The organism is Burkholderia sp. ABCPW 14, from assembly GCF_001523835.1.
Taxonomy (GTDB): domain Bacteria; phylum Pseudomonadota; class Gammaproteobacteria; order Burkholderiales; family Burkholderiaceae; genus Burkholderia; species Burkholderia mayonis.
The window spans coordinates 57,300-79,201 of the sequence record NZ_LOVS01000198.1; the positions used below are offsets into that span (position 1 = coordinate 57,300).

General features: G+C 66.1%; 22 protein-coding genes. 11 read left to right on the plus strand and 11 right to left on the minus strand.

Features of this window, described 5'->3' with window-relative positions; translation table 11 throughout:
* The first annotated feature begins 61 nt into the window (after positions 1 to 61).
* Positions 62 to 280 (plus strand): hypothetical protein, encoded by a 219-nt coding sequence (locus tag WS62_RS29795; protein WP_066578717.1) that lies wholly within the window; start codon positions 62 to 64, stop codon positions 278 to 280.
* Between the two features lie 173 nt (positions 281 to 453).
* Positions 454 to 2,103 (plus strand): histidine-type phosphatase, encoded by a 1,650-nt coding sequence (locus WS62_RS29800; protein WP_066578719.1) that lies wholly within the window; start codon positions 454 to 456, stop codon positions 2,101 to 2,103.
* On the opposite strand, the gene WS62_RS29805 is transcribed toward WS62_RS29800, so the two are convergent.
* Together WS62_RS29805 and WS62_RS29810 are read right to left on the minus strand one after the other, a co-directional pair.
* The gene (locus tag WS62_RS29805; RefSeq protein ID WP_066578721.1) at positions 2,094 to 3,224 is read right to left on the minus strand and encodes a DmpA family aminopeptidase; all 1,131 of its coding nucleotides are present in this window, start codon (positions 3,222 to 3,224) and stop codon (positions 2,094 to 2,096) included. The two genes, WS62_RS29800 and WS62_RS29805, sit on opposite strands and share 10 nt — an antisense overlap.
* Positions 3,225 to 3,251: 27 nt before the next feature.
* Complete coding sequence (locus WS62_RS29810; protein ID WP_066578724.1) at positions 3,252 to 4,658, minus strand: APC family permease; 1,407 nt, start codon at positions 4,656 to 4,658, stop codon at positions 3,252 to 3,254.
* Positions 4,659 to 4,807: 149 nt separating this feature from the next.
* Between WS62_RS29810 and WS62_RS29815 the strand changes: the two genes are divergently transcribed.
* Both WS62_RS29815 and WS62_RS29820 read left to right on the plus strand, forming a co-directional pair.
* A complete protein-coding gene (locus tag WS62_RS29815; protein ID WP_231748454.1) occupies positions 4,808 to 5,581 on the plus strand; it encodes a helix-turn-helix transcriptional regulator in 774 nt (257 codons plus the stop codon).
* A gap of 194 nt (positions 5,582 to 5,775) precedes the next feature.
* A complete protein-coding gene (locus WS62_RS29820) occupies positions 5,776 to 6,147 on the plus strand; it encodes a COG4315 family predicted lipoprotein (RefSeq protein WP_066578728.1) in 372 nt (123 codons plus the stop codon).
* A 417-nt stretch (positions 6,148 to 6,564) separates the two neighbouring features.
* On the opposite strand, the gene WS62_RS29825 is transcribed toward WS62_RS29820, so the two are convergent.
* Positions 6,565 to 7,128: a murein hydrolase activator EnvC family protein gene (locus tag WS62_RS29825; RefSeq protein WP_066578730.1), complete on the minus strand. Its 564-nt coding sequence runs from the start codon at positions 7,126 to 7,128 to the stop codon at positions 6,565 to 6,567.
* On the opposite strand from WS62_RS29825, the gene WS62_RS37100 reads away from it, so the two are divergent.
* Positions 7,115 to 7,483 (plus strand): hypothetical protein, encoded by a 369-nt coding sequence (locus WS62_RS37100; RefSeq protein ID WP_156441186.1) that lies wholly within the window; start codon positions 7,115 to 7,117, stop codon positions 7,481 to 7,483. The two genes, WS62_RS29825 and WS62_RS37100, sit on opposite strands and share 14 nt — an antisense overlap.
* Positions 7,484 to 7,491: 8 nt before the next feature.
* Here the strand turns inward: WS62_RS37100 and WS62_RS29830 are convergent, their stop codons facing one another.
* A complete protein-coding gene (locus WS62_RS29830) occupies positions 7,492 to 9,009 on the minus strand; it encodes a CoA-acylating methylmalonate-semialdehyde dehydrogenase (RefSeq protein ID WP_066578732.1) in 1,518 nt (505 codons plus the stop codon).
* Between the two features lie 219 nt (positions 9,010 to 9,228).
* Positions 9,229 to 10,629 carry an aspartate aminotransferase family protein gene (locus WS62_RS29835; RefSeq protein WP_066578735.1) on the minus strand — a complete coding sequence of 467 codons (1,401 nt, stop codon included), beginning with the start codon at positions 10,627 to 10,629 and terminating at the stop codon, positions 9,229 to 9,231.
* 58 nt (positions 10,630 to 10,687) lie between these two features.
* On the opposite strand from WS62_RS29835, the gene WS62_RS29840 reads away from it, so the two are divergent.
* From WS62_RS29840 to WS62_RS35430, 3 genes are all read left to right on the plus strand, one after another.
* Positions 10,688 to 11,638, plus strand: coding sequence for a LysR family transcriptional regulator (locus WS62_RS29840; protein WP_066578738.1), 951 nt, complete (start codon positions 10,688 to 10,690; stop codon positions 11,636 to 11,638).
* A gap of 722 nt (positions 11,639 to 12,360) precedes the next feature.
* Entirely contained in the window at positions 12,361 to 12,855 is a 495-nt protein-coding gene (locus WS62_RS29850) for a 2,4'-dihydroxyacetophenone dioxygenase family protein (protein ID WP_066578744.1), read from the plus strand.
* Between the two features lie 1,079 nt (positions 12,856 to 13,934).
* On the plus strand, positions 13,935 to 14,207 hold the full coding sequence (locus tag WS62_RS35430) for a hypothetical protein (RefSeq protein ID WP_082721402.1): 273 nt from the start codon (positions 13,935 to 13,937) through the stop codon (positions 14,205 to 14,207).
* A gap of 305 nt (positions 14,208 to 14,512) precedes the next feature.
* Here WS62_RS35430 and WS62_RS37105 read toward each other — a convergent pair whose 3' ends face one another.
* From WS62_RS37105 to WS62_RS29875, 6 genes are all read right to left on the minus strand, one after another.
* Positions 14,513 to 14,746 (minus strand): hypothetical protein, encoded by a 234-nt coding sequence (locus WS62_RS37105; RefSeq protein ID WP_156441187.1) that lies wholly within the window; start codon positions 14,744 to 14,746, stop codon positions 14,513 to 14,515.
* A 175-nt stretch (positions 14,747 to 14,921) separates the two neighbouring features.
* Positions 14,922 to 15,890 (minus strand): acetyl-CoA carboxylase carboxyltransferase subunit alpha, encoded by a 969-nt coding sequence (locus WS62_RS29855; protein ID WP_066578829.1) that lies wholly within the window; start codon positions 15,888 to 15,890, stop codon positions 14,922 to 14,924.
* A 402-nt stretch (positions 15,891 to 16,292) separates the two neighbouring features.
* Positions 16,293 to 16,763, minus strand: a complete 471-nt coding sequence (locus WS62_RS37725) for a hypothetical protein (RefSeq protein ID WP_197422952.1) — start codon at positions 16,761 to 16,763, stop codon at positions 16,293 to 16,295.
* A 6-nt stretch (positions 16,764 to 16,769) separates the two neighbouring features.
* Positions 16,770 to 17,099, minus strand: a complete 330-nt coding sequence (locus WS62_RS29865) for a hypothetical protein (protein ID WP_066578746.1) — start codon at positions 17,097 to 17,099, stop codon at positions 16,770 to 16,772.
* A 14-nt stretch (positions 17,100 to 17,113) separates the two neighbouring features.
* Positions 17,114 to 17,365 carry a hypothetical protein gene (locus WS62_RS37730; protein WP_197422949.1) on the minus strand — a complete coding sequence of 84 codons (252 nt, stop codon included), beginning with the start codon at positions 17,363 to 17,365 and terminating at the stop codon, positions 17,114 to 17,116.
* A gap of 265 nt (positions 17,366 to 17,630) precedes the next feature.
* The gene (locus WS62_RS29875) at positions 17,631 to 17,954 is read right to left on the minus strand and encodes a DNA-binding protein (RefSeq protein ID WP_066578832.1); all 324 of its coding nucleotides are present in this window, start codon (positions 17,952 to 17,954) and stop codon (positions 17,631 to 17,633) included.
* Positions 17,955 to 18,246: 292 nt separating this feature from the next.
* Between WS62_RS29875 and WS62_RS35435 the strand changes: the two genes are divergently transcribed.
* From WS62_RS35435 to WS62_RS29885, 3 genes are all read left to right on the plus strand, one after another.
* Positions 18,247 to 18,675, plus strand: a complete 429-nt coding sequence (locus WS62_RS35435; RefSeq protein WP_231748455.1) for a hypothetical protein — start codon at positions 18,247 to 18,249, stop codon at positions 18,673 to 18,675.
* Between the two features lie 353 nt (positions 18,676 to 19,028).
* Positions 19,029 to 20,537 carry an HlyD family secretion protein gene (locus tag WS62_RS29880; protein ID WP_066578749.1) on the plus strand — a complete coding sequence of 503 codons (1,509 nt, stop codon included), beginning with the start codon at positions 19,029 to 19,031 and terminating at the stop codon, positions 20,535 to 20,537.
* A 37-nt stretch (positions 20,538 to 20,574) separates the two neighbouring features.
* Positions 20,575 to 21,900: a hypothetical protein gene (locus WS62_RS29885; protein WP_442855116.1), complete on the plus strand. Its 1,326-nt coding sequence runs from the start codon at positions 20,575 to 20,577 to the stop codon at positions 21,898 to 21,900.
* The last annotated feature ends 2 nt before the right edge of the window (positions 21,901 to 21,902 follow it).

Below are 21,902 nucleotides of genomic sequence, written 5' to 3' on the forward strand. Positions count from 1 at the left end.
ATCGGAGTCATATAGTTTCATCACCGTCACGCAAGACGGAAAACCTCAAGGAGAAATTCAAATGAAGTCGCTGCAAATGGCCGTTGTCGCGCTGTCGCTGTCCGTCGTCATGGCCGCTGCTCACGCGCAAACCGCCGCCGCCGACGCGCTCCGGCAACCGGCGAACCGCACCGAAGCCGTGCAATCCGCAGGCCGCGTCCCCGCCGCCCATCAAGACCGCAAAGACCCGAACGAATGCGTCGGCCCGGTCAGCTTCTGCAACATCTACTTCGGCAGCTGAGCGTCGTGCGAGCCGCGCTCCCGCCCGCACGGAAAGCTCGCGAAGCGCTTTCCGTTTCATGACTTCAAGCTGTCAAATTCCTTTGCGAGACTGCGCGCTCGATTCACCGCCCGCGCAACGTTCCGACGAGCGGCGGTGCCTTCAAGCCGATCAGCCTTCGCGCCTCCGTGTCGATGAAACATCGTCTCTCCCGCCTTCTCGCTCCAGCCCTGCTGTGCGCCGCGCTCGCCGCTTGCGGCGCCGATGACGCGAACGACGACGGCTCGCCGCCGTCCGCGCAGCCGAACCCGACGCCCGACGCACCCGCGTCGACGCCGTCCCCGGCACCGGCGACACCCACCTACTATCAGACGAAGACGCCTTATCGTCCGCAGCAGGACGCATCGACCTACGAAGCGCCGCCTGCGGGCTACGTGCCCGTCTATACGGAGATGGTCGCGCGCCACGGCTCGCGCGGGCTGTCCGGCTTCAAGTACGACGGCGCGATTTACGACATGCTGCAGAAGGCCGACGCCGACGGCGCACTGACGCCGCTCGGCCAGCAATTGAAGGCCGACACGTTCACGATGATGAAGGCGAACGCGCTGCTCGGCTACGGCGTCGCGGGCATCTCGACGCCCGGCTACGGCAATCTCACGCAAGCCGGCATCCGCGAGCATCAGCAGCGCGCCGCGCGGCTGCTGCAGCGGCTGCCCGCGCTGTTCGACACGGTTGCGGGCACGGCGGCCGGCCGCGCGCCGCGCAGGATCGTCGTCGTCAATTCCGGCCAGGATCGCGCAGTCGACAGCTCGACGTACTTCTCCGGCGCGCTCGTCGCCGCGCGCCCCGCGCTCGCGCAGTCGATCACGCTGCCGCCCGCACCGGCCGGCTACCCGCAAGGCGCGCCCGTCGCGCAAGCCGCCGGCGTCAACCGCTTTCTCCTGTACTTCCACTCGCTGAAGCCCGCGACCGATCTCGTCACGTCGACGACCGATCCGTATTACGCGACCTATCGCGACAGCATCGCGTATCAGGCATATGGGAGCGATCCCGTCGTCGCCGCGAAGCTCGATGCGATCGCGCAGTCGCCGCAGACGGCACAGGTCGCGCAGACGGTACTCGCCGGCCTCGTGACACCCGGGTTCGTCGCGAAGCTCGGCACGACGGGCTACACGTTCTCGAACACGGGCGCCTATACGTTCGCGTCGGCGGACGGCAAGTTCGGCAACACGATCAAGGGCGACGGCAAGACGAAGATCAAGTCGGCCGCCGACGCCGCGAACGTGCTGTACAACCTGCTGCAGGTCGCGCCCGCGATGACGGCCGAGACAGGCGGCGTCGCGATGGAGCGCTACATCGCCGCGCCGCAGGCCGAGTACCTCGCCTATCTTCAGGACGCCGAGGATTTCTACGAGAAAGGCCCGGGCATCGCCGAAGCGAATCCGGTCACGTACCGGATGGCGCAGGGGCTCGTCGACGACTTCTTCAACGAGATCGACGCGATCGCGCGCGGCGACCTGACGAACGCGGCGAAGCTGCGCTTCACGCATGCCGAAGCCGTGATTCCGTTCGCGTCGATCCTGAAGCTCAAGAACGTGTTCGCGCCCGTGCCGCAGGCGCAGACCTACACGTACGCGAGCAACCCGTGGCGCGGCGAGACGGTGTCGCCGATGGCCGCGAACCTGCAGTGGGACGTTTACGGCAATGGTTCACGGCTCATCGTGAAGATGCTGTACAACGAGCGCGAGACCGATTTCCAGGCCGCATGCGACGACGCGCGCATCGCGCCCGGCAGCCGCTTCTACGACTACGCGGGCCTGAAGCGCTGCCACGGTTACAACTGAGCGTCGCCCGTGCGCGGCCGCCACCCGGTCTCGCGCATCGCATCGACGAGCCGCGCCGCACCGAGCGCGTCGACGCGCACGCCGCGCGCCGCAAGATCGGCCGCCGCGACGAGCGCGTTGACGATCGCCTCCTCGACCGCTTCCGCCGCCGCGTCGAACAACGCCGAGATGTGCGCGTCGGCGACCATCCGCACGCCGACCGTCGTCGGGCCCGAGCGCCCGTAGCTCGCGACCGGCAGGCCGGCGTTGCCGGTCGCGAACGCGACGAAGATGTCGCCGCTCGAGTTGTCCGTGCCGCCGCCGACGCGCGCAAGGCCGACGCTCGCGCGCTGCGCGAGCCGCGTGCATTGATGCGGCAGCAGCGGCGCATCGGTCGCGAGCGTCACGACGATCGAGCCCATTCCGGGCTCGCCCGCCGCGGCAGGCTCGCTGAACGGCGAATGCGCGTCGCGCAGCACTTCGCCGACCGGGTAGCCCGCGACGCGCAGCGCGGCGCGCTGCCCGTAATTCGCCTGCACGAGCGCGCCGACCGTCCAGCCGCCTGCCGCATCCGCGACGACGCGCGACGCGGTGCCGATGCCGCCCTTGAACTCGTGGCAGATCATCCCGGTGCCGCCGCCGACGCAGCCCTCCTCGACGGGCCCCGAATGCGCGACGGCGAGCGCCTGCGCAACATGTTCGGCTCGCACGTGCTGCCCCCATATGTCGTTCAGGAGTCCGTCGAAGGTCTCCATCACGACCGGCATGCACCAGTACACATGCTCGCGATCGCGCGCGCCGCCCTGCGCGCGCTCGATCGCGATCAGCGCGTCGCGCACGACGCCGACGCCATGCGTGTTCGTATAAGCGATCGGCGTCGTCAGGAGCCCCGCCTCGCGGATCCATTCGAGCCCGGTCGCATCGCCGTTGCCGTTCAGCACGTGAACGCCCGCGAAGCACGGCTCGTCGCGCGCGCGGCCGGCGCGCGGCTCGATCACCGTCACGCCCGTGTGCGCCGACTCGTCGCCCGCATCGACGTGCAGCGTGTGATGCCCGACCCGCACGCCGGCGACGTCGGTAATCGCGTTGAAGCGTCCCGGCTTGCCGCGGCCGATGCGGATGCCCAGATCTCGTGTGCGCATGCTGATGGTCCTCTCTCAGTTCGTTGGTCAGAGTTCGCGGAACGCCGTGCTGCGGCGCGCCCAGAGCGCGTAGGTCGCGAGCGAGACGACGGCGAGTCCGGCGATGATGTACAGGTCGGTCGACTTCGTCGCGGCGGCCATCGTCGTATACAGCGTATACCCGGCGCCCACGATCGCGACGACGGGCGGCAGCGGCCACCACGGCATCCGGTAATGATGATCGACGTCGCGCCGCATCACGCGGCTCGCGAGCGCCGCGACGCCGACGGCGAGATAGATGAGCAGCAGCAGATCGACGGTGAACGCAGTCAGCTCGTCGAGGCTCGACACGAACACGAGGAGCGTCGACGGCACCGCGAGCGTCAGCGTCGCGATCCACGGCGACTCGAAGCGCGGATGGATGCGCGTGAACGCGCCGTTGCACGAGCGCGCCCACAACGCGTGGCGTCCGCTGCTGTACAGGAAACGCCCGACCATGATGACGATCGCGATGATCGCGTTGAACACCGACAGGAAGATGCCGCCGCTCACGACGCGCGACACGCCCGGATTGCTGAGCGCGCCGACGACATAGCCGATCGGATCGGCGCTCTTCGCGAGCTCGACGAACGACGGCGCGCCGAGCACGATCGCGGTCAGCGGCACGAGTTCGACGACGAGGATCACCGCGAGCGAGCAGATCACGGCCTTCGCGATGTCGCGGTTGCCGCCTTCGAGATCCTCGGCGAGAAACACCGCCGCGCCGAAGCCGTTGTAGCAGAAGATCGCCGTGCCGACGGCCGGCATGATCGCGGCGAGCGTCGCGGGCACGAGCGCGGCGCCGTTCACGACGACCGGATGCACGAGCGCGAGCGCCGACCGATGCGGCTCGGAGAAGCCGAGATACGCGATCAACGCGAGCACGAGGATCTCGATCACGAGGAACGCGCCGGTGATCCACGCATTGGTCCGAATATTCAGGATTCCGAGAATATAACTCGCGAGCACGATCGCGAGCGCAACCGACTGATTGCCGAAATGCGTGCCGAGCGCGGCGTTCAGGTAAGGCGCGGCGCCGCTCGCGAGCACGGCCGGAATGAACACGTTGACGGCGAGCACCGCGACGAACGTCAGATAGCCGGGCAGCGCGCCGAACACGCGCTTGACCATCACATACTCGCCGCCCGCGCTGCGGTGCGCGGCGCTCAGTTCTGCGTAGCAAAGCGCGAACGCGAATGCGAGCAGCCCGCCCAGCACGAACGACATCACCGCGCCGCTGCCCGCCTGCTGGATCGCGAACGGCGCGATCACGAAGATCGAGCTCGCGGGCGTCACGCCCGACACCGTGATCATCACGACGTCGCGCACGCTGAGCGACCGCACGAGCGCATCCGGTGCGCGCACTTCAGCCGGCGCGGCGGACGCCACGCTCGAAGACTCCGATATCATCGCCATCTTGCACTCCTTTGCCGCGGGATTTTTGAACGCCCATACTCGGGCCACGCATGGGGCGCAGTCTAGGAAGCCAAATTGCGCGCCGCCATTCCCCCTTGGGGTTACGCCAAATCGGGTCGCACATGGACCGACTGTTCAGCGAAGTAGCGATGCATCAAGCGTTCGGACGCGCGCTCGATCACCTCGGCGAGCCGCGTTTCTGGCGCTTTCTGATTCTGTTTCTCAACGAGATCGTGCCGTTCGACAACGCGCTCGCGACCGCGCTCGGCCGCGACGGCGTGCCCGTCGTGCTCGACGAATACGACACGGGCGGCGCGAGCGGGCCGTCGCCCGTGCCGCTGTATCTCGACGGACTCTATCTGCTCGATCCGTTCCTGCAGGCCGCGCACGACGGCCTCGCGGACGGCTGCTATCGGCTCGAGGAAATCGCGCCCGACCTGTTCAGGCAAAGCGAGTATTTCCTCAGCTATTTCCGCGACGCGGTCGGCGAGGACGAGTTGCAGATCATCGTGCGCACGCGGCCCGACGAGACGCTGTCGCTGTCGCTCGGCGCGCACACGCGCTTCGGCACCGACGCGATCGGCCGGATCGCCACGTGTGCGCCGTGGCTTTTCGCGGCGATCCGCCAGCAGCGCAAGCTGCAAGGCGACGCGGCGCGCGGCCGCGCCGACGACGATCTCGCCGCACGCGTCGAGCGCGCGCTCGCGAGCTTCGGCGCGCAGTTGCTGACCGAGCGCGAGATGGCGATCGCGCGGCTCGTGCTGCGCGGCAACTCGTCGAAGGCGATCGCCGAGCGGCTCGCGATCTCGCCCGAAACCGTCAAGGTGCATCGGCGGCACTTGTATTCGAAGCTCGGGATTTCGTCGCAGCCGGAGCTGTTCTCGCTGTTCCTGCAGGCGCTCGGGCACGACGTTCCGCGTTGATGCGACGGTGCGCGCGAGCCGCGCGACCGGCGGTTTTCCCGGCCGCGCGCGCGACGATCGCCTTTCCTCCCACCGGAAAACCGCCTATGGTTTGAAAGGGCTCGGAACGCATGCGGCACGGCCGCGACGCAATAGCGCCGTCGCGTCGGTGCCGCCCGTGCGTTCGCCGCGCCCGCCAGGACAAGGAGACAGCCATGAGAACCGCTTATGTCGCTTACGCGCTCGTGCTCGGGTTCGCGCCGGTCGCCGCGCTCGCCGATGCGCCCGCGATGCCGAGCGGCGGTATGCTGGTCGCCGCCAACGGCATGACGCTTTACACGTTCGACAAGGACGCCCCGAACTCGGGCAAGAGCATGTGCAACGGCCCGTGCACGACGAACTGGCCGCCGTACAAGGCGAGCGCGACCGATCAGCCGACGGGCGGCTACACGATCATCAAGCGCGACGACGGCACGCTGCAATGGGCGTACCAGGGCAAGCCGCTCTATTTCTTCGCGAAGGACGCCGCGAAAGGCGACATGAAAGGCGACGGCTTCAAGGACGTCTGGCACGCGGTGAAGGAATAGGCGCGCCGAGGGGGCGACGCGGCGAGATGATGTAAGCGACGCGGCGCGATACTTGCGCGTTCCTGCAACTATCCCGGTCGACGATGTCGCACAGCGCCGCTACGACGCAAGTCACAAGTCACAAGTCACAAGTCACAAGTCGCAGTTCGCAGTTCGCAGTTCGCAGTTCGCAGTTCGCAGTTCGCAGTTCGCAGGTCAAGGCTCGCATGTCGCCGCTATCGCGTGGCGCGCAAGCGCATCGATGCGCGACGATCGGCCGTCTTCCGCCCGGACGCCGATGCCATGACGGCATTCGATGCGCACGCGATATCGCACCGCGACGCACCGCAAGCGTATCCGCGCATCGGAAAACCGCAACCGCGCCGCCGAAGCGCGTCGCAACGCGACGCGCTTCGGCGCGGCCCATCATCTACGCGCTCATTGAGCCGGCAGATACGTCAACGGATCGACCGCCACGCCCTTGCGGCGAATCTCGAAATGCAACATCACGCGATCCGCGTCGCTGTTGCCCATCTCCGCGATTTTCTGGCCCTTCGCGACCTTGTCGCCTTCCTTGACCAACAGCGCGCGATTGTGCGCATACGCGGAGAGATATACGTCGTCGTGCTTGATGATCACGAAGTTGCCGTAACCGCGCAGGCTGTTGCCCGCATACGCGACGACGCCCTCCGCCGCGGCCTTCACCGGCTCGCCGTCGGCGCCGCCGATATTGATGCCCGGGTGCTTCGCGTCATCGGGGGCTTTCAGGATCGGGCCGCGCACCGGCCAGGCGAAGCTCGGCGCCACGGCTTCCGACGCGGCGGATGCCGCCGGAAGTTGCGCCGTCGTGCGCTTCGCATCCGAACGGTGCGAGACGGGCGTCGAGTTCGGCTGCGAAGCGCAGGCGGCCAGCACCGCGACAGCGGCCGCGCAGGCGGCGGTGCGCAGCGCAAACGTGAACGACTGCTCCGAGAGATTGGTTGGCTTCGTGAACGACATCATCGGTATCGACTTCTCTATTGCAATTGATCAAGGCGCGTCGCGCGAAGAACAGCGCCTCGCGCAACGCCGAAAAGAGATACCACGCACCCTTCATTCAATACATTTTCCTTACGCATACTTACATCGACTGATCGCTCCGATACCACACCGCCGAAGCCGCCGATCATCGAACGTCGAACGTCGAACACCGAACGTCGACGCGACGATCGACAGCGAACGAAGAGCGACGCGGCGCCGTCCGCGCCGCACACGCAGCGGGCCGCGCACGCCCGAAAAGAAAAAGCCCGCGTCTCCGCAGGCTTCGAACAAGCCGTCGACGGAACGCGCCGCCGAACGACCTGGATGGGCCAACTAGAAAGCGGCTCAGCGGCTCGACGGGAAGCTGAACACCGTCCCCTCGCGCACGCCGGCCGACGGCCAGCGCTGCGTGATCGTCTTGCGCTTCGTGTAGAAGCGCACCGCGTCCGGGCCGTACGCGTGCAGATCGCCGAACAGCGACCGCTTCCAGCCGCCGAACGAGTGATAGGCGACGGGCACCGGCAGCGGCACGTTGATGCCGACCATCCCGACCTGGATGTTGTCGCTGAAGAAGCGCGCGGCTTCGCCGTCGCGCGTGAAGAGACACGTGCCGTTGCCGTACTCGTGCGCATCGACGAGCGCCATCGCCTCGGCGAGCGACGCGACGCGCACGACGCCGAGCACCGGCCCGAAAATCTCGTGCTGATAGATCGGCATGCCGGGCTTCACGTGGTCGAACAGGCACGGGCCGAGGTAATAGCCGCCGTCGTGGCCGTCGATCTTCACGCCGCGCCCGTCGACGACGAGCGCCGCGCCCGCGGCGATGCCCGCGTCGACGAAGCCCGTCACCTTCTCGAAGTGCTGCTGCGTGACGAGCGGGCCCATGTCGACGCCGTCGCCCGTGCCCGGGCCGACCTTCATCTTCGCGATCTCGGCCGTGAGGCCTTCGACGACCTTGTCCGCCGTCTCGCCGCCGATCGCGACGACGAGCGGAATCGCCATGCAGCGCTCGCCGCACGAGCCGTACGCGGCGCCCATCAGCGCATTGACCGCGTTGCCGATGTCGGCGTCCGGCATCACGACCGCGAAGTTCTTCGCGCCGCCCAGCGCCTGCACGCGCTTGCCGTGCGCGCAGCCCGTCGTGTAGATGTACTCGGCAATCGACGTCGAGCCGACGAAGCTCACCGCCTTCACGCGCGGATCGGTCAGGATCGTGTCGACCGCTTCCTTGTCGCCGTTGACGACGTTCAGCACGCCGGGCGGCAGGCCCGCTTCGAGCGCGAGCTCGGCCATCCTGAGCGTCGACGACGGCGTGCGCTCCGAAGGCTTCAGCACGAACGTGTTGCCGCATGCGACCGCCATCGGCCACATCCACAGCGGCACCATCACCGGGAAGTTGAACGGCGTGATCCCCGCGACGACGCCGAGCGCCTGAAACTCGCTCCACGAATCGATCGCCGGACCGACGTTCTTGCTGTGCTCGCCCTTCAGCAGCTCGGGCGCGTAGCTCGCGTATTCGACGTTCTCGATCCCGCGCTGCAACTCGCCCATCGCGTCGCCGAGCACCTTGCCGTGCTCGGCCGTGATCAGCGCGCACAGCTCGTCCGCGTGCGCCTCGAGCAGCGTCTTCAGGCGGCTCATCACGCGCGCGCGCTTCAACGGCGGCGTGTTGCGCCACGCCGGATACGCGGCCTGCGCGGCGGCGATCGCCGCTTCGACGGTCGGCTTGTCGGCGAGCTGCACGCTTTTCGTCGACGCGCCCGTCGCCGGGTCGAATACCGGCTGGATGCGGTCGCCGCCGTCGACGCGCTTGCCGCCGATCAGGTGGCCGAGGGTGGAGGTGACGTTGCTGTCGTGTTTCATCGCGATGTTTCCTGCAATCGTGTGTGTCGTTGAATCTGCGGCCGCGTGGCCGGGCGAACATGCGCCGCGTGAACATGCGCCGCGCGAGCCGGACCGCATCCGGCCGGACCCGGTCGAACCGTGCCGAGCGGCGCTCGCCGGATCGGGCAAACGCTGTCGCGCCGCCCGAGCGCGGCCGAAGACCGCCCGGCCGCCGTCCGAAGCGCGCGGCCCTGCGCGTCAGGCCGTGGCGAGCAGCGCATCGTTCAGCGCGCCGATCAGGCTGTCGATCTCGTGCTTCTCGGCGATGAACGGCGGCGCGAGCTGAATCGTGTCGCCGCCGTAGCGCACGTAGAAGCCGTTCTTCCAGCAATGCATCGCGATCTCGTACGGACGGCGCGCGGGTTCGCCCGGCGCGTGCTCGATCGTCAGGCCCGCGGCGAGCCCGCAGTTGCGGATGTCGGCGACGTGGCGCACGCCCTTCAGGCCGTGCACGGCCGCCTCGAAGTGCGGCGCGAGTTCGCGCACGCGGCCGATCGCGTCTTCCTTCTCGAGCAGGTCGAGCGCCGCGACGCCCGCCGCGCACGCGACCGGATGCGCCGAGTACGTATAGCCGTGCGGGAACTCGAGCATGTAGTCGAGACCGCCCGCGGCCATGAACGTGTCGTAGATGTCCTGCTTCGCGATCACCGCGCCGAGCGGCTGCGCGCCGTTCGTCACCTGCTTCGCGACGTTCATGATGTCCGGCACGACGCCGAACGCCTCCGCGCCCGTCATTGCGCCCGCGCGGCCGAAGCCCGTGATGACTTCGTCGAAGATCAGCAGGATGTCGTGCGCGGTGCAGATCTCGCGCAGCCGCTGCAGATAGCCCTTCGGCGGCACCACGACGCCCGCCGAGCCCGAGAACGGCTCGACGATCACCGCGGCGATGTTCGACGCGTCGTGCAGCGCGATCAGGTCGAGCAGCCGGTCGGCCAGTTCGGCGCCGTGCTCGGGCAGCCCGCGCGAGAACGTGTTCTCGGGCAGTTGCGTGTGCGGCAGGAAGTCGGCGTCGATGCCCTGGCCGAACAGCTTGCGGTTCGGCCCGATCCCGCCGACCGAGATGCCGCCGAAGTTCACGCCGTGATAGCCCTTCTCGCGGCCGATCAGGCGCGTCTTCGTGCCCTTGCCCTTCGCGCGCCAGTACGCGCGCGCCATCTTCAGCGACGTATCGGCCGCCTCCGAGCCCGAGCCCGTGAAGAACACGTAGTCGAGGCCGGCGGGCGTCAGCGCCTTGATCCTGTTGGCCAGCGCGAAAGATTGCGGATGGCCGAACTGGAACGCCGGCGAATAGTCGAGCCGCGCGACCTGGCGGGCGACCGCGTCCGAGATCTCGGCGCGGCCGTGGCCGAGGCCGCAGCACCAGAGGCCGGACAGGCCGTCGAAAATCTTGCGGCCGTCGGCGTCCGTGTAGTACGCGCCCTTGCCTTCGACGATGATCCGCGGGTCCTGCTTGAACTGGCGGTTCGCGGTAAACGGCATCCAGTGGGCGTCGAGCCACGCGGCGTCGGTGCGCAGAGGCGTGTCGGGGGTCGTCGGTTCGGTCAGAGCGTTCATGTCGGTCGGCATCGCGGCGCGCGGATGAATGAAGATGTTGCGCATTGTCGAGTCGACGAATAGTCTTTTGAATATCGCAATATCAATGTTTACTTGAGCATTCATGCAAGCAAGAAAACCGAAGAGCCGCGCGCTCCTCGGCCAGCTCACCGACATGGACCTGCGCCTGCTGCGCGTGTTCAGGAGCGTCGTTCAGTGCGGCGGGATGGCGGCGGCCGAACTGGAGCTGAACATCGGGATCTCGACGATCAGCCGGCATGTGAAGGATCTCGAAACGCGCCTCGGCCTCGTGCTGTGCCGGCGCGGCCGCGCGGGCTTCACGCTGACGCCCGAGGGCCAGACCGTCTACGAGGAGACGCTGCGGCTGATGGCGTCGGTCGAGGCGTTCAGGAGCCGCGTCGACGGGATTCACGACCGGATGGGCGGCGAGCTGCACATCGCCGTGTTCGACAAGACCGCGACGAACCCGAAGGCGCGGCTCGGCGACGCGATCGGGCGCTTTCACGACGAAGCGCCGGACGTCGCGCTGAACCTGCACGTCGCGTCCATCAACGAGGTTGAGCGCGGGATCATCGACGGCAGTTATCAGGTCGGGATCATTCCCGCGCACCGAAGCTCGGGCAGCCTCGTCTATGCGGATCTCTTCGACGAACGGATGCTGCTCTACTGCGGCAAGCGCCATCCGCTGTTCGACGCGCCGCACGGCAAGCTGACATGGAGCCAGGTGCGCGGCTTTGCGTTCGCGGGGCTCGGCTACCATTCGCCGAACATGGAGCTGAGCCACCGCGCGAAGCTGACGCGCAGCGCGACGGCGTCCGATCAGGAATCGATCGCGACGCTGATTCTGTCGGGACGGTATCTCGGGTTCCTGCCCGATCACTATGCGGAGAGCTTCGAGGCGAAGGGGCTGATGCGGCCGGTCGCGCCGCAGCGGTTTCATTATGCGTGCCGGTTCGTGAGCCTGCTGCGGCGCTCGCCGCAGCCGTCGCGGGCAGCGCTGCTGTTCCAGGCCTGCCTGGAGGTCGCGCATGCGGCGGCGCCGGCGAAAGCATGAGCGCGAGGCCCGAATCCTCCGACATTCGGTCGATGAAGCCGGCAGCTTCCATGCGGCCGCCGCGGTCGACCGGCGCCAAGCGTGAAGACCGACGATTTCTTCATAGCCGTCCGAACGCCGCGCTCGGCTTGCACCGCGACCGTCCGCTCGCTCGCGGTGCGCGCCCTCTTCCCGTATTCCGGTGCGAATGGCTCGTTCGGATTTTCGGCGAGGTCTTCGCCGCTTGCACGAACGGGCGCGTGGGCATGCCGAATACTGCGGACAGTCGGGCGGAAACCGTTCGAATCGGATGGGCTTCGACTGTGAAAACGTATTCGAGCTTTCCGACGGCACGTCACGTCACCACCACATGCACGAAGACCGGCGAGCCGACGCGCATTTTCCTGACGATGTCCGCCCGAAAGGACTACGTCATCACCAGAGCGGCGCGAATGCGATGGCGCGTGTTGCGTAGAAGATCACTCTCACTACAGGACGAGTCGTCGAAAGGGTGCGCACGCGCCAACATCGTCCAGAGAAAACCCAGCGGCATGCTCGGGTTCTTTTCCCTCGCGAAGAAAACGTGACTGACGATGCGAAAGAGCATGGTCGACTTGCTCGCCGGGCGACGATCTTGAACGGCTCCGCGGACCTTGCGCGCCAGCCGTCCACCACCGCCTGCCGCTCTGCGATAATCCCGCTTTCCCGCGTTCCTCCGCGCGCATGATGCGCCGCGCCAAGCCATGAACCCATCGTCCCCGTCTGCCTCCGCCGCGCTCCTGCCCCCGATCTCGTGCCTGCAGGACAACGACCGCCCATGGCTGCCGATGGACGCGCGCCTGCCCGGGCTCGCGATCAAGTACCTGCACATCAACGCCGCCGACGACGAGATGACCGTGCTGCTCAAGATGCCGGTCGGGCTGGCGTTGCCGCGGCATCGGCACGACGGCGCAGTGTTCGTCTACACGTTGCGGGGAGAGTGGCGCTATCGCGAATACGACTGGATCGCGCGCCCCGGCAGCACGGTGCTCGAGCCGGCCGGCTCGCACCATACGCCGGAGGCGATCGCGTCGGAGACGGGCGAAGTCGTGACGTTCAACGTGATGCGCGGCGATCTCGTGTTGCTCGACGAAGCGGGCAACGAGACGTCGCGCGAGAACTGCCGCGTCGCGCTGCTGCGCGAACGCAAGTTCGCTCGCGCGACGCCGGATGTCGCGCCGCCTTTCGTCACGCGCTGAACGCGCACAGCGCGGCTTGCCGCACCGGACCGCCGCGCCGCGACTGATCGCAACCCGTCGACGGCAGTCGGCGACGAAACGCTGCCGGCCCGGCGCAGCCGCACGCGCGGAAGGCCGCGCATTCCCGGAGGCCGGCCCTGAGCGGTCTTGAGCACGAAGCCGAATCATCACGCCGGTCGTCCGCCTGGCTTGAACGGAGCGTGGGCCCAACGGGGCGTCCAGTGCCGCAGCCCGGTCGAATCGCGGCATCGGGGCCGTCCGTGCCGACGGGCCGCAATTCATCGTCCGTCGATCGCGCGCAGCCGTTCTTGCCGCGCGTAGCCCACGCGATCGCTCCGGCGATCCGCCGATGCCGTGTCGCCGTCGCCTACCGCGCCCAAATTGATCGTATGCGATCAACGAATGACTTCTCTCTATCCGACATCCCGGCGCGCCGCCTTGGATCGCAACGGGCTTGTCGCAGCGATGGGCGGAACCGCCGCAGTCAACCGAACTGCGTCGCCGCCATGAACGAGACGCAGGCCGTCAGCCAGCGACATCTTGCGCATTGACATTCGCATGGGGAGCCGATGCGACCGGCAGATGCCGGATGACGCGAATCTGTTCAGGGATCGCGCCGAGCCGTTCGCTCGCTTCGGCGTCGATCGCGCGTGCCCCTGCGCCTCCTCAACACCATCGTCGTTCTCCGAATTCAATACCAATATCCGCCATTTACGAAACCGTCACAATCAATCGACAAAAAACTGAACAATAAGGATTGAGATTTTTTAAATCATAAAGTCATCCAACATACTTATTAATTCCAAGGATCGATAAATTAATATCATTGGAACTCCGCAATTCCAAATCATAACCTTCGTTGTGCGCCGCAATACGGGTCAAAATACCCATCACTTTCGCAGCACACCAACACCAAAGCGGCAACCATGAATGAATTTATTTCCAATCCAGCATCGCGTTAATCAACGACATATTACGGAGCACACTGGCGCCGACAGTTTCGAAAGCCCGGCAATATAGCACCGAGCATCAGCAGCACCTCAATCCAATGCATCAATACATTCCTCAAGGGAAAAGCCATGAGAAAAATCGTGATCGCTCTTTTTTCAGCGATGATGTTTGCGTCCTCTTATGCATCCGCAGATGTACTTTGCAAATCAGGACCGATCAGCAAAATCGAAACCGATACGAACGGCAACCTTCTAGCAACCATCGCCGACACCACTTATTCATTTAGCGAAAAAGAGACCTTTTCACTCATATACTCGGCCTTTTCCACGAACAGGATTTTCTACATCTACGCCAATGTGTGCGCGAATGGAACGGCAGCGAGCCGATTCGCCATTCGATAACCAGGCGGTCAATCGACCAGCGAAATTCATCGCAATGGGTTCTTTTACTTGATTTTCGGCCGACCGGCGATTGCCGATCGGCCGCCTCTTGTTTTCTTACGGTGCCGCGCCGCCGTGGCATGCAAATCCCGCCCTCCGCGCAGTGCGCTTTTCAACCTATTCCGGAAAGATGAAAAGCACGAGGCACTGGCATCGGCTCGCCGTGCACCACTCGCTTTCATTGAGGATCGGGATGCAGGAAATCCCGAACGGATTGGCGTCCGTTCAAATGACGATGCCGACAATCTCGATGTCGCCGGCGTTCGTCATAACTGGCATCGAGTAGACCGGCGGACACCGCGGCAAGACGGCCGGAGCATCGCCGCCGCCATATCGCCGGCCATGCGTCGCATTTTGGTCCAGCCGCCGACGGCAACATCCGGCTTTAAATGCTCGGCGCAGTTGACGTCCACGAGATCGCTGCATGCGCGCAGCGTATCCGGTCCGTGATCGATCGATGCGGGGCCGCGCACCGCGGGCACGAATCCGGTCACGCGCATGCGTCATCGAAGCGGCCTGGTGTGAGGGCGTCACGCGTGCCCTCGTCACGCGAGAGCGCTTCCACCCACCTCGCGTTTCCCGGATATTCGACGTGCAGATCCGATACGGAGAACACACGCACGTGACGGCCGGCCGCCTATCGCGCGCGGCGCCCGACGGCGCAGCCGAATGCGTTCATGCCGCCGTTTCGCGGAACTTGCCGTAGTGCAGGAGCCGCTCGTGACGGCGGGCGAGAAGCTGCTTCGCATCGAGCGACTCGACGTTTCGCAGGCTTTCCTGCAAGACGCGCCTGAGCATCAGCGCCATTTGTTGCGGATCGCGATGCGCGCCGCCCACCGGCTCGTTAGCGATCTTGTCGATCAAGCCCAGCGCCTTGAGCCGGTGCGCGGTCAGGCCCAGCGCGTTTGCCGCCTGCTCCGCATAATTCGGGTTCTTCCAGAGAATGGACGAGCAGCTTTCGGGCGAAATGACGGAATAAGTCGCGAACTGGAGCATGATCGACACGTCGCAGACGCCGATTGCGAGCGCGCCGCCCGAGCCGCCCTCGCCGATCACCGTCGTGATGATCGGCGTCTGGAGGCTCGCCATTTCCATCAGATTGCGACCGATTGCCTCGGACTGGTTGTGCTCCTCCGCATCGATCCCGGGCCAGGCGCCCGGCGTGTCGATGAACGTGAAGATCGGCAGCTTGAATTTCTCGGCGAGCTTGAAGAGCCGCAGCGCCTTTCTATATCCCTCGGGCCGCGGATAGCCGAAATTGCGCATCGCGCGCTCTTTCGTATTGCGCCCCTTCTGGTGGCCGACCACGACGCACGAACGGTCGTTGAAGCGCGCGAGCCCGCCGACGATCGACTGATCGTCCGCAAAGCAGCGGTCGCCGTGCAGCTCGTGGAAATCCGTGAACAGATAACTGACGTAATCGAGCGTGTACGGCCGCGCGGGATGTCGCGCCACCTGGACGATTTGCCATGGCGTCAGCCGCTCGTACAGTTCCTTCGTCAGCTTTTCGCTGCGCGCCGACAACCGGTTGATCTCCTCGGAAAGATCGATCGCCGATTCGTCCTCGGAACAACGCAGCGCGTCGATCTTCGCATCCAGCTCGCCGATCGCCTTTTCGAAGTCAAGATACGTTACGTTCGTCATGTTGTATTTCTCCGGCTGCAATGCAGACTCTCAGGTATTCGACGTGAATTATCGTCGGACTGCCCACGCTTTTCGACCGTTTTCGATATTCATTCGAGATACGCGCATTCACCGCGGTGGAGAATTGAATAATCGAATGCCGCGAATGTGCGGCCGTGCACGGCCGCGATACTATCACACCGCCCCTGGATCATCGCGCGGCGCACGTCCGTTATCGCATCGTCGGCGTTGCCCGGACGCCGCGCGTCCGCCGCGACGCACGCGCGACGCACGCGCGACACAAGCGCGACACAAGCGCGACACAAGCGCGACACAAGCGCGAACAGGCGCGAGACCGGCCGCCGGCCCCGGGGTCGCGCGGCGCGAAGATAGCGCTGGCGCGGGAAAACGGCGCGCGGCGTCTCAGGTGATTTTGTCGAAATCGGCGACGCCGCCGAGGACGTTGATGCCCATCACGTTGCACGACGCGCGTTGCACGCGATCAGCTTGGCATCGAAAGCCGGGCCTTCGAGCGCGAGAAATTCCTCGCAAAACGGCAGCAATATCCCGATTTTTCGCTGAAGTTAATTTTCCAATCATGACGTGCCATGCAATAAAAATCGATTGGAAAGGAATGGCCGTCGTACCAGAATTGCGCCGAAAGGCTGAAAACGGTTTTCGAAAAATTCCGGTTCCAGAATGAAACAGACGACATGGCTTCTTCGAGCACGGAGAAGTCACAGGCGTCTGCGCCATGCCGTCGCGTCGCATCGGGATTGCAGCATCGGCAATCGCGCAACGCGCGCCCCGATTCGATCCTTCGCGCATGCCTGGAAAAGCATCGCCATGGCGATGTGCGCGATCGCCGAACGAATGATCGCCCGCCTCGTTCATGAGGCATCACGCAACCGACATCTCGTCTCCGACCGGCGAATCGAATCGATGCAGTTGGCGCACGAGGCCGCCGATGTGGCAATCAGCCGCATACAGGGGCGATTCAAGCATCGAATCGGTTGCGTCGATACATTGCGTGCGCCATGCGGACAGGTCGGGCGCTCCATCTTCCGCACCAATCCGGCGGACAAATTCATCGGCGTTCGTCGAACTCCACGACGCCGCCGTTAAGGCCGTCTCGTCGATGCAATGCGCGCGCTCGAGGAATTCGTCCGTTGACGTCGATGGTGAAATCGCGAATCTGTGCAGCCCGTTGCCGGGCGCGTCGCGCCACATCGCATCCGATTCGGTTAGCGATCCGAATGCACTTGTCGTCGCCGGTCGCGTCCTTTCGGATGGCCGAGCGACCGCATCGTCTCAGGCGACGCCGCGGCGCTCGATCTCGCCTCGAAAGCGCAAGCCATGCGCGATCCGATCGCCACGCACTCGACGAACGCGTCGACGACGATCCGTGGACAGGCCGCCGCCCACGCGCACCCGGCACGATGCCGGTCACCGATCCAGCGAAGCGTCATGCACATCTGCGATTCGCCTTCGATCACGCGCATCGCGGCCCGACATTCGGCCCGATCGCGGAGACGACGAAGACCCCGAACGCCACCGCCGATCCGACGCCTTCCCGCGTCGACCGTTTCCAGCGAAGAGATCGTGCGACGCCGTGCGCGGCGGCGAAAGAGAGAAATAGAGAAAGAGAAAGCGCGCGCTTGTCGGTCGCGACCGATGACCAAGCGAACGGTGCGACCGCCGCGCTCGCCCCTTTTGCGCGACGCCGCCGACGAACGTCCTTCGACGCCGTTCGAATTCGGCTCACTCCGGATACGAGTCGTCGACTTTGAGTTTGGCGAGCTTGAAGATCGTGCGGAGCGTCCGGGGATGAATATCGCGGCGCGCGGCGAGCGACGACAGGATGAAATCGAGCACTTTCGCGTACTTGAGCAGCACGAGGCAGCTTTCGAGATCCGCGGCATGGGCGTGCATGCGCTCCGCGATCTGCAGCATCTCGTTGGACAGCGCACGCGCCATGTCGAGTTCGATCTGCTGCTTCTCGCCCCACGCGGGCTGCGGCTGCTCGAGCAGCTTGGCCAGGAAGGCTCGGAATTGCGTGTCGGACTGATTCGGGAGCGCGTCCATGTTTTGCTCCGTCCTATGTTTGCGCGAGCGGATCAGGTCGATGCGCCCGCCGGTTAGCACGTGTTTGCGCCGATCGGCCGGCGCAAACACATGTTTGATACGTCGCAGAATCCGTGCCAGCGTCGAGAATATGGGTCGCGAGAAAGCCGGCAGAAGCCGGCAGCCGCTCGGCGATGACCGTTCAGCCCCGTAAACAGGCGGCCCGAACACAGCGTGATCGACGACGCCCGCCTTCGCCGCGCACCCTGCCTCGGCCATCCTGACGCGAGGCCATCATTAAAATGATTCACAGATGTTACGTAACACGTATCGCCGCAATCAGGACGCGACTGTGCGTCTCGAACATGAAACGCCGCGCCGCGTCAGCCCCACCGCGCTCGCGCTGGGTTGGCAGACATCGGGCGATGGGCATGCAGCCCGCGTTCGCGCCCGCATCGAGCATACCGGCGGCGACACGCTACGCGTCCGATCCGTCACACCTCGATTGCCGCGAGTTTCATACCAGGAATCCGCGCTCGAAGCGCGGCGACGATCGAAGATCGAAGGCGAGCGCAATCCCGTCCGCAATCGCATCGCCCCCGGACAATCGGCGGCCACGCCCGCGCCCCGCCACTCTCGGCGGCTATGTATGACGAATGTCATGCGAGCCGAATTCGGCGCATACATAACATCCGCCTTTTGGGGTCCTGGTGAAATCACCTTTTACACACTTTTACAGTAGCGCACCGGCGATTTCACTAGCCTGAATCCAATCGCAGCGTCTTGGCCGCATGGGTCTTCACGGGCCGCTCGATTCTTCATTTCATTGCAAGTTCAAGGCAAGGCCGCGTGCGCATGCGTTGCGCGGTTACGGGGCTGATCTTGGGCCGGTACAGCCGGCCTTTTCATACGGTGCGTCGATCCGACGGATGCTCGGACGCGGCGCTCTGCAGGCAACCAACTAGACCGAAAAGCCGGTATCGGCGCGCTCACGCTCATGCGCGACGGAACCGGCTCGATTCGACAGCAGCGCCCCGGGCCGACGAGCGGCGCTGGGCGTGCGAGGTCCTTTGTCTCTTTGTTCGCATTTTTGCCATGCAGGAGAGCAACATGCCCGACCAGCAACTCGAGAACCGCCCGGCCGATACCCGCTCTGCACCGCTCGCGACGCGCGACGAACCGGTGACGCGCGGCCGCCGCGTACGGCGCCCGCTCTGGCATTTCGTCCCGCGCACCGCCGGTTACGGCGTGGTGCTCTTCGTCATCTGGATGGTGCTGACCATGATGTTCCCCAACATCTTCACGCGCTCGTCCGAACGCGCGGTGGTCGACAGCCAGGTGACGCTCGTCACGTCGCCGGTCGAAGGCGTCGTGACCGAGCAGCACGTCGCGATCGGCAAGTCGTTCGAAGCCAATCAGCCGCTGATGACGGTGCAGAATCCCAACATCGATCGTGCGCTGCTGATCGACCTGACCGGCAAGGCGCTCGACAATCAGCAGCACCATGACGCGGCGCGCGCCGAGCTCACCGGCGACGAGAGCCAGCTTGCCGCGACTCAGCGTGATCTGCAGCGCTATCAGGCTGCGTCGCAAAAGGAACATGCGGCCGACATCCACGCGCTGCAGGCGCGACTGGCGGCTGCGAAAGCGCAAGTCGACCAGCAGGAAGACGTGGTCAACCGCAACCAGGCGATGCAGTGGGCGGGCGCCGTGAGCGAGGCGTACACGAATGCCTCGCGCTACCAGTTGTCGATCCTGTCCAACGCCAAGGCCGCCGCGGCCGCCGAGCTCGAACACGCGATCGCCAATGGCGACGCGTCGCGGAGCAAAGTCTACGCTTCCGCTACCGACGGCCCGGTCGCGTCGCTCGCGCAGCGCAGCCGGCTGCTCAGCGCAGACATCGTGCAGCGCAAGGCCGAGATGACGCAGTTCGACGCCTACGGCCAATCGGTGGACAAACTGATCGACGCCGAGAAGGAGCGGCTCGAGCGCCTGACCCATCTCGAGATCCGCTCGAGCGAGCCGGGCGTGGTGGAGGACGTGCTCGCGCCGCCCGGCACCCGCGTAGCCGCCGGCGCGACCTTGATCCGCGCGAGCAATTGCGCGCAATCGCGCGTAGTGGCCGTGTTCCCGCGCAGCCTGAGCGACGACCTGCTGCCCGGCACGCACCTGAACGTGCGCATGGACGGCGTGCCGTTCCTGCTGCCCGCCTCGGTGGCCGAGGTGCTGCCGCGTGCGTCCGAAGGCGAGCAGGCGCGCTACTTCGTGCCCTTCCCGCCCATCGAGAAGAACGAGATCTACGTGATCGCCAAGCTGGACCGGCCGCTCTCGTCGCTGCCCCACGGCGCGAGCGCCGATCCGACGAAGCGCTGCGCGATGGGCCACTGGGCCAAAGTGAGCCTCGACCAGAGCTGGCTCGTCAGCAACGTCTCCGATCTGGGCCACCTCGACCCGAACTGGCTGGACGGCTTCAAGTCGACTCTCGACCGCGGCCGGCACTCGCTCGACGAGTTCAAGCCAACCGGCCGACACTGGCTGAACGACTTGAAGACAACCGTCGATCGCGGCCGCCACTGGCTGGAAAACCTCAAGTCGCTCGCCTGAGCGCGCCTGCGGACAAGCGCCGATGAAACTTCACATCATGCACCGCTTGCGCAAAGCGGCATGGCTGGCGATATTGCCGATGGCGCCCGTCATGCTCGCCCCCCGCCATGCCCACGGCGCGGAGCGCCCGCCGCAGCGCGCCGAACTGCTGGCCGCCGGATGCAAGACGCTGGCCGAGCGCGTCGCGGCCGTGCCCGGCTCCGGGCCCGTCTTTCTCGGCAGCTACGAGCCCGCGCCCGGCGGCGCGGCGCTGGCGCCGGCACTGACGCAGGCGGCGTTCGTCTACGACAACGCACTCGCCAGCGTCGCGCTCGTGGCCTGTCGCCGCCCCGACGAGGCGCGCCGCATTGCCGACGCGATACTGCAGGCCAGCAGGCAGGACCGCCATTACCACGACGCGCGCGTGCGCAACGCTTACCGGGCCGGCGCGCTGCCGCCCGGTGCGGCGCCGCTGCCCGGCTGGTGGGACGCGCCGAGCAAACGGTGGTTCGAAGATGCGTATCAGGCCGGCACCGCCACCGGCAACGTCGCCTGGGCCGCGCTGTCGCTGCTCGCCGTGCACGAAGCGACGCACGACGAGCGCTATCTCGACGGCGCCGCCGCGCTGATGCGCTGGGTCGATCCGGGCCGGCTCGATGCCACCGCGCCGGCCGGCTACGTCGGCGGCGAGTTCGGACACGAACCTCGCCCGATCCGCCAGGGGTGGAAATCCACCGAGCACAACGTCGATGCGTACGCGGTCTTCCATTGGCTCGCGGAGCGCACGGGCGAGGCCCGCTGGCGCGCCGCCGCGGAGCGTTCGCGAGGCTTCGTCGCCGCCATGTGGGATGCGCGCGAAGGCCGCTTCCTGATCGGCACGCGCGACGACGGCCACAGCCCCAACATCGGTCCGTCGGCGCTCGACGCGTCGCTATGGCCGCTGCTCGCGATACCGGACGCGCCGGCCGACTGGCGCCGCAGCCTCGCATGGGTCGAGCGAGCGCACCGCATCGACGGCGGCTACGGCTTCAACGCCCATCCGGACGGCATATGGACGGAAGGCACCGGCCAGGCGGCGCTCACACTGCAAGCGGTCGGCGACGACGACAAGGCGCGGCCGCTGTGGGCGCTGCTGCTCGCGCAGCGCGCGCCTTCCGGCCTGCTCTATGCGACGCCCGAGCCACGCATCCGCACCGGCCTGCCGATCGGCCCGACGTCGACCACCGAGGACTTCTATTACTTCCATCTCCCGCACCTGGGCGCCACCGCGTGGGCCGTGCTCGCGGCAGCGGGCTGGAATCCGTTTCGCCCCGGCGGCTGCCTGCCCGCCGGCTGCCCAGGCCCACGCACCGCCCCCCCCAATGCCCGGAACGCTCAGGAGTGACG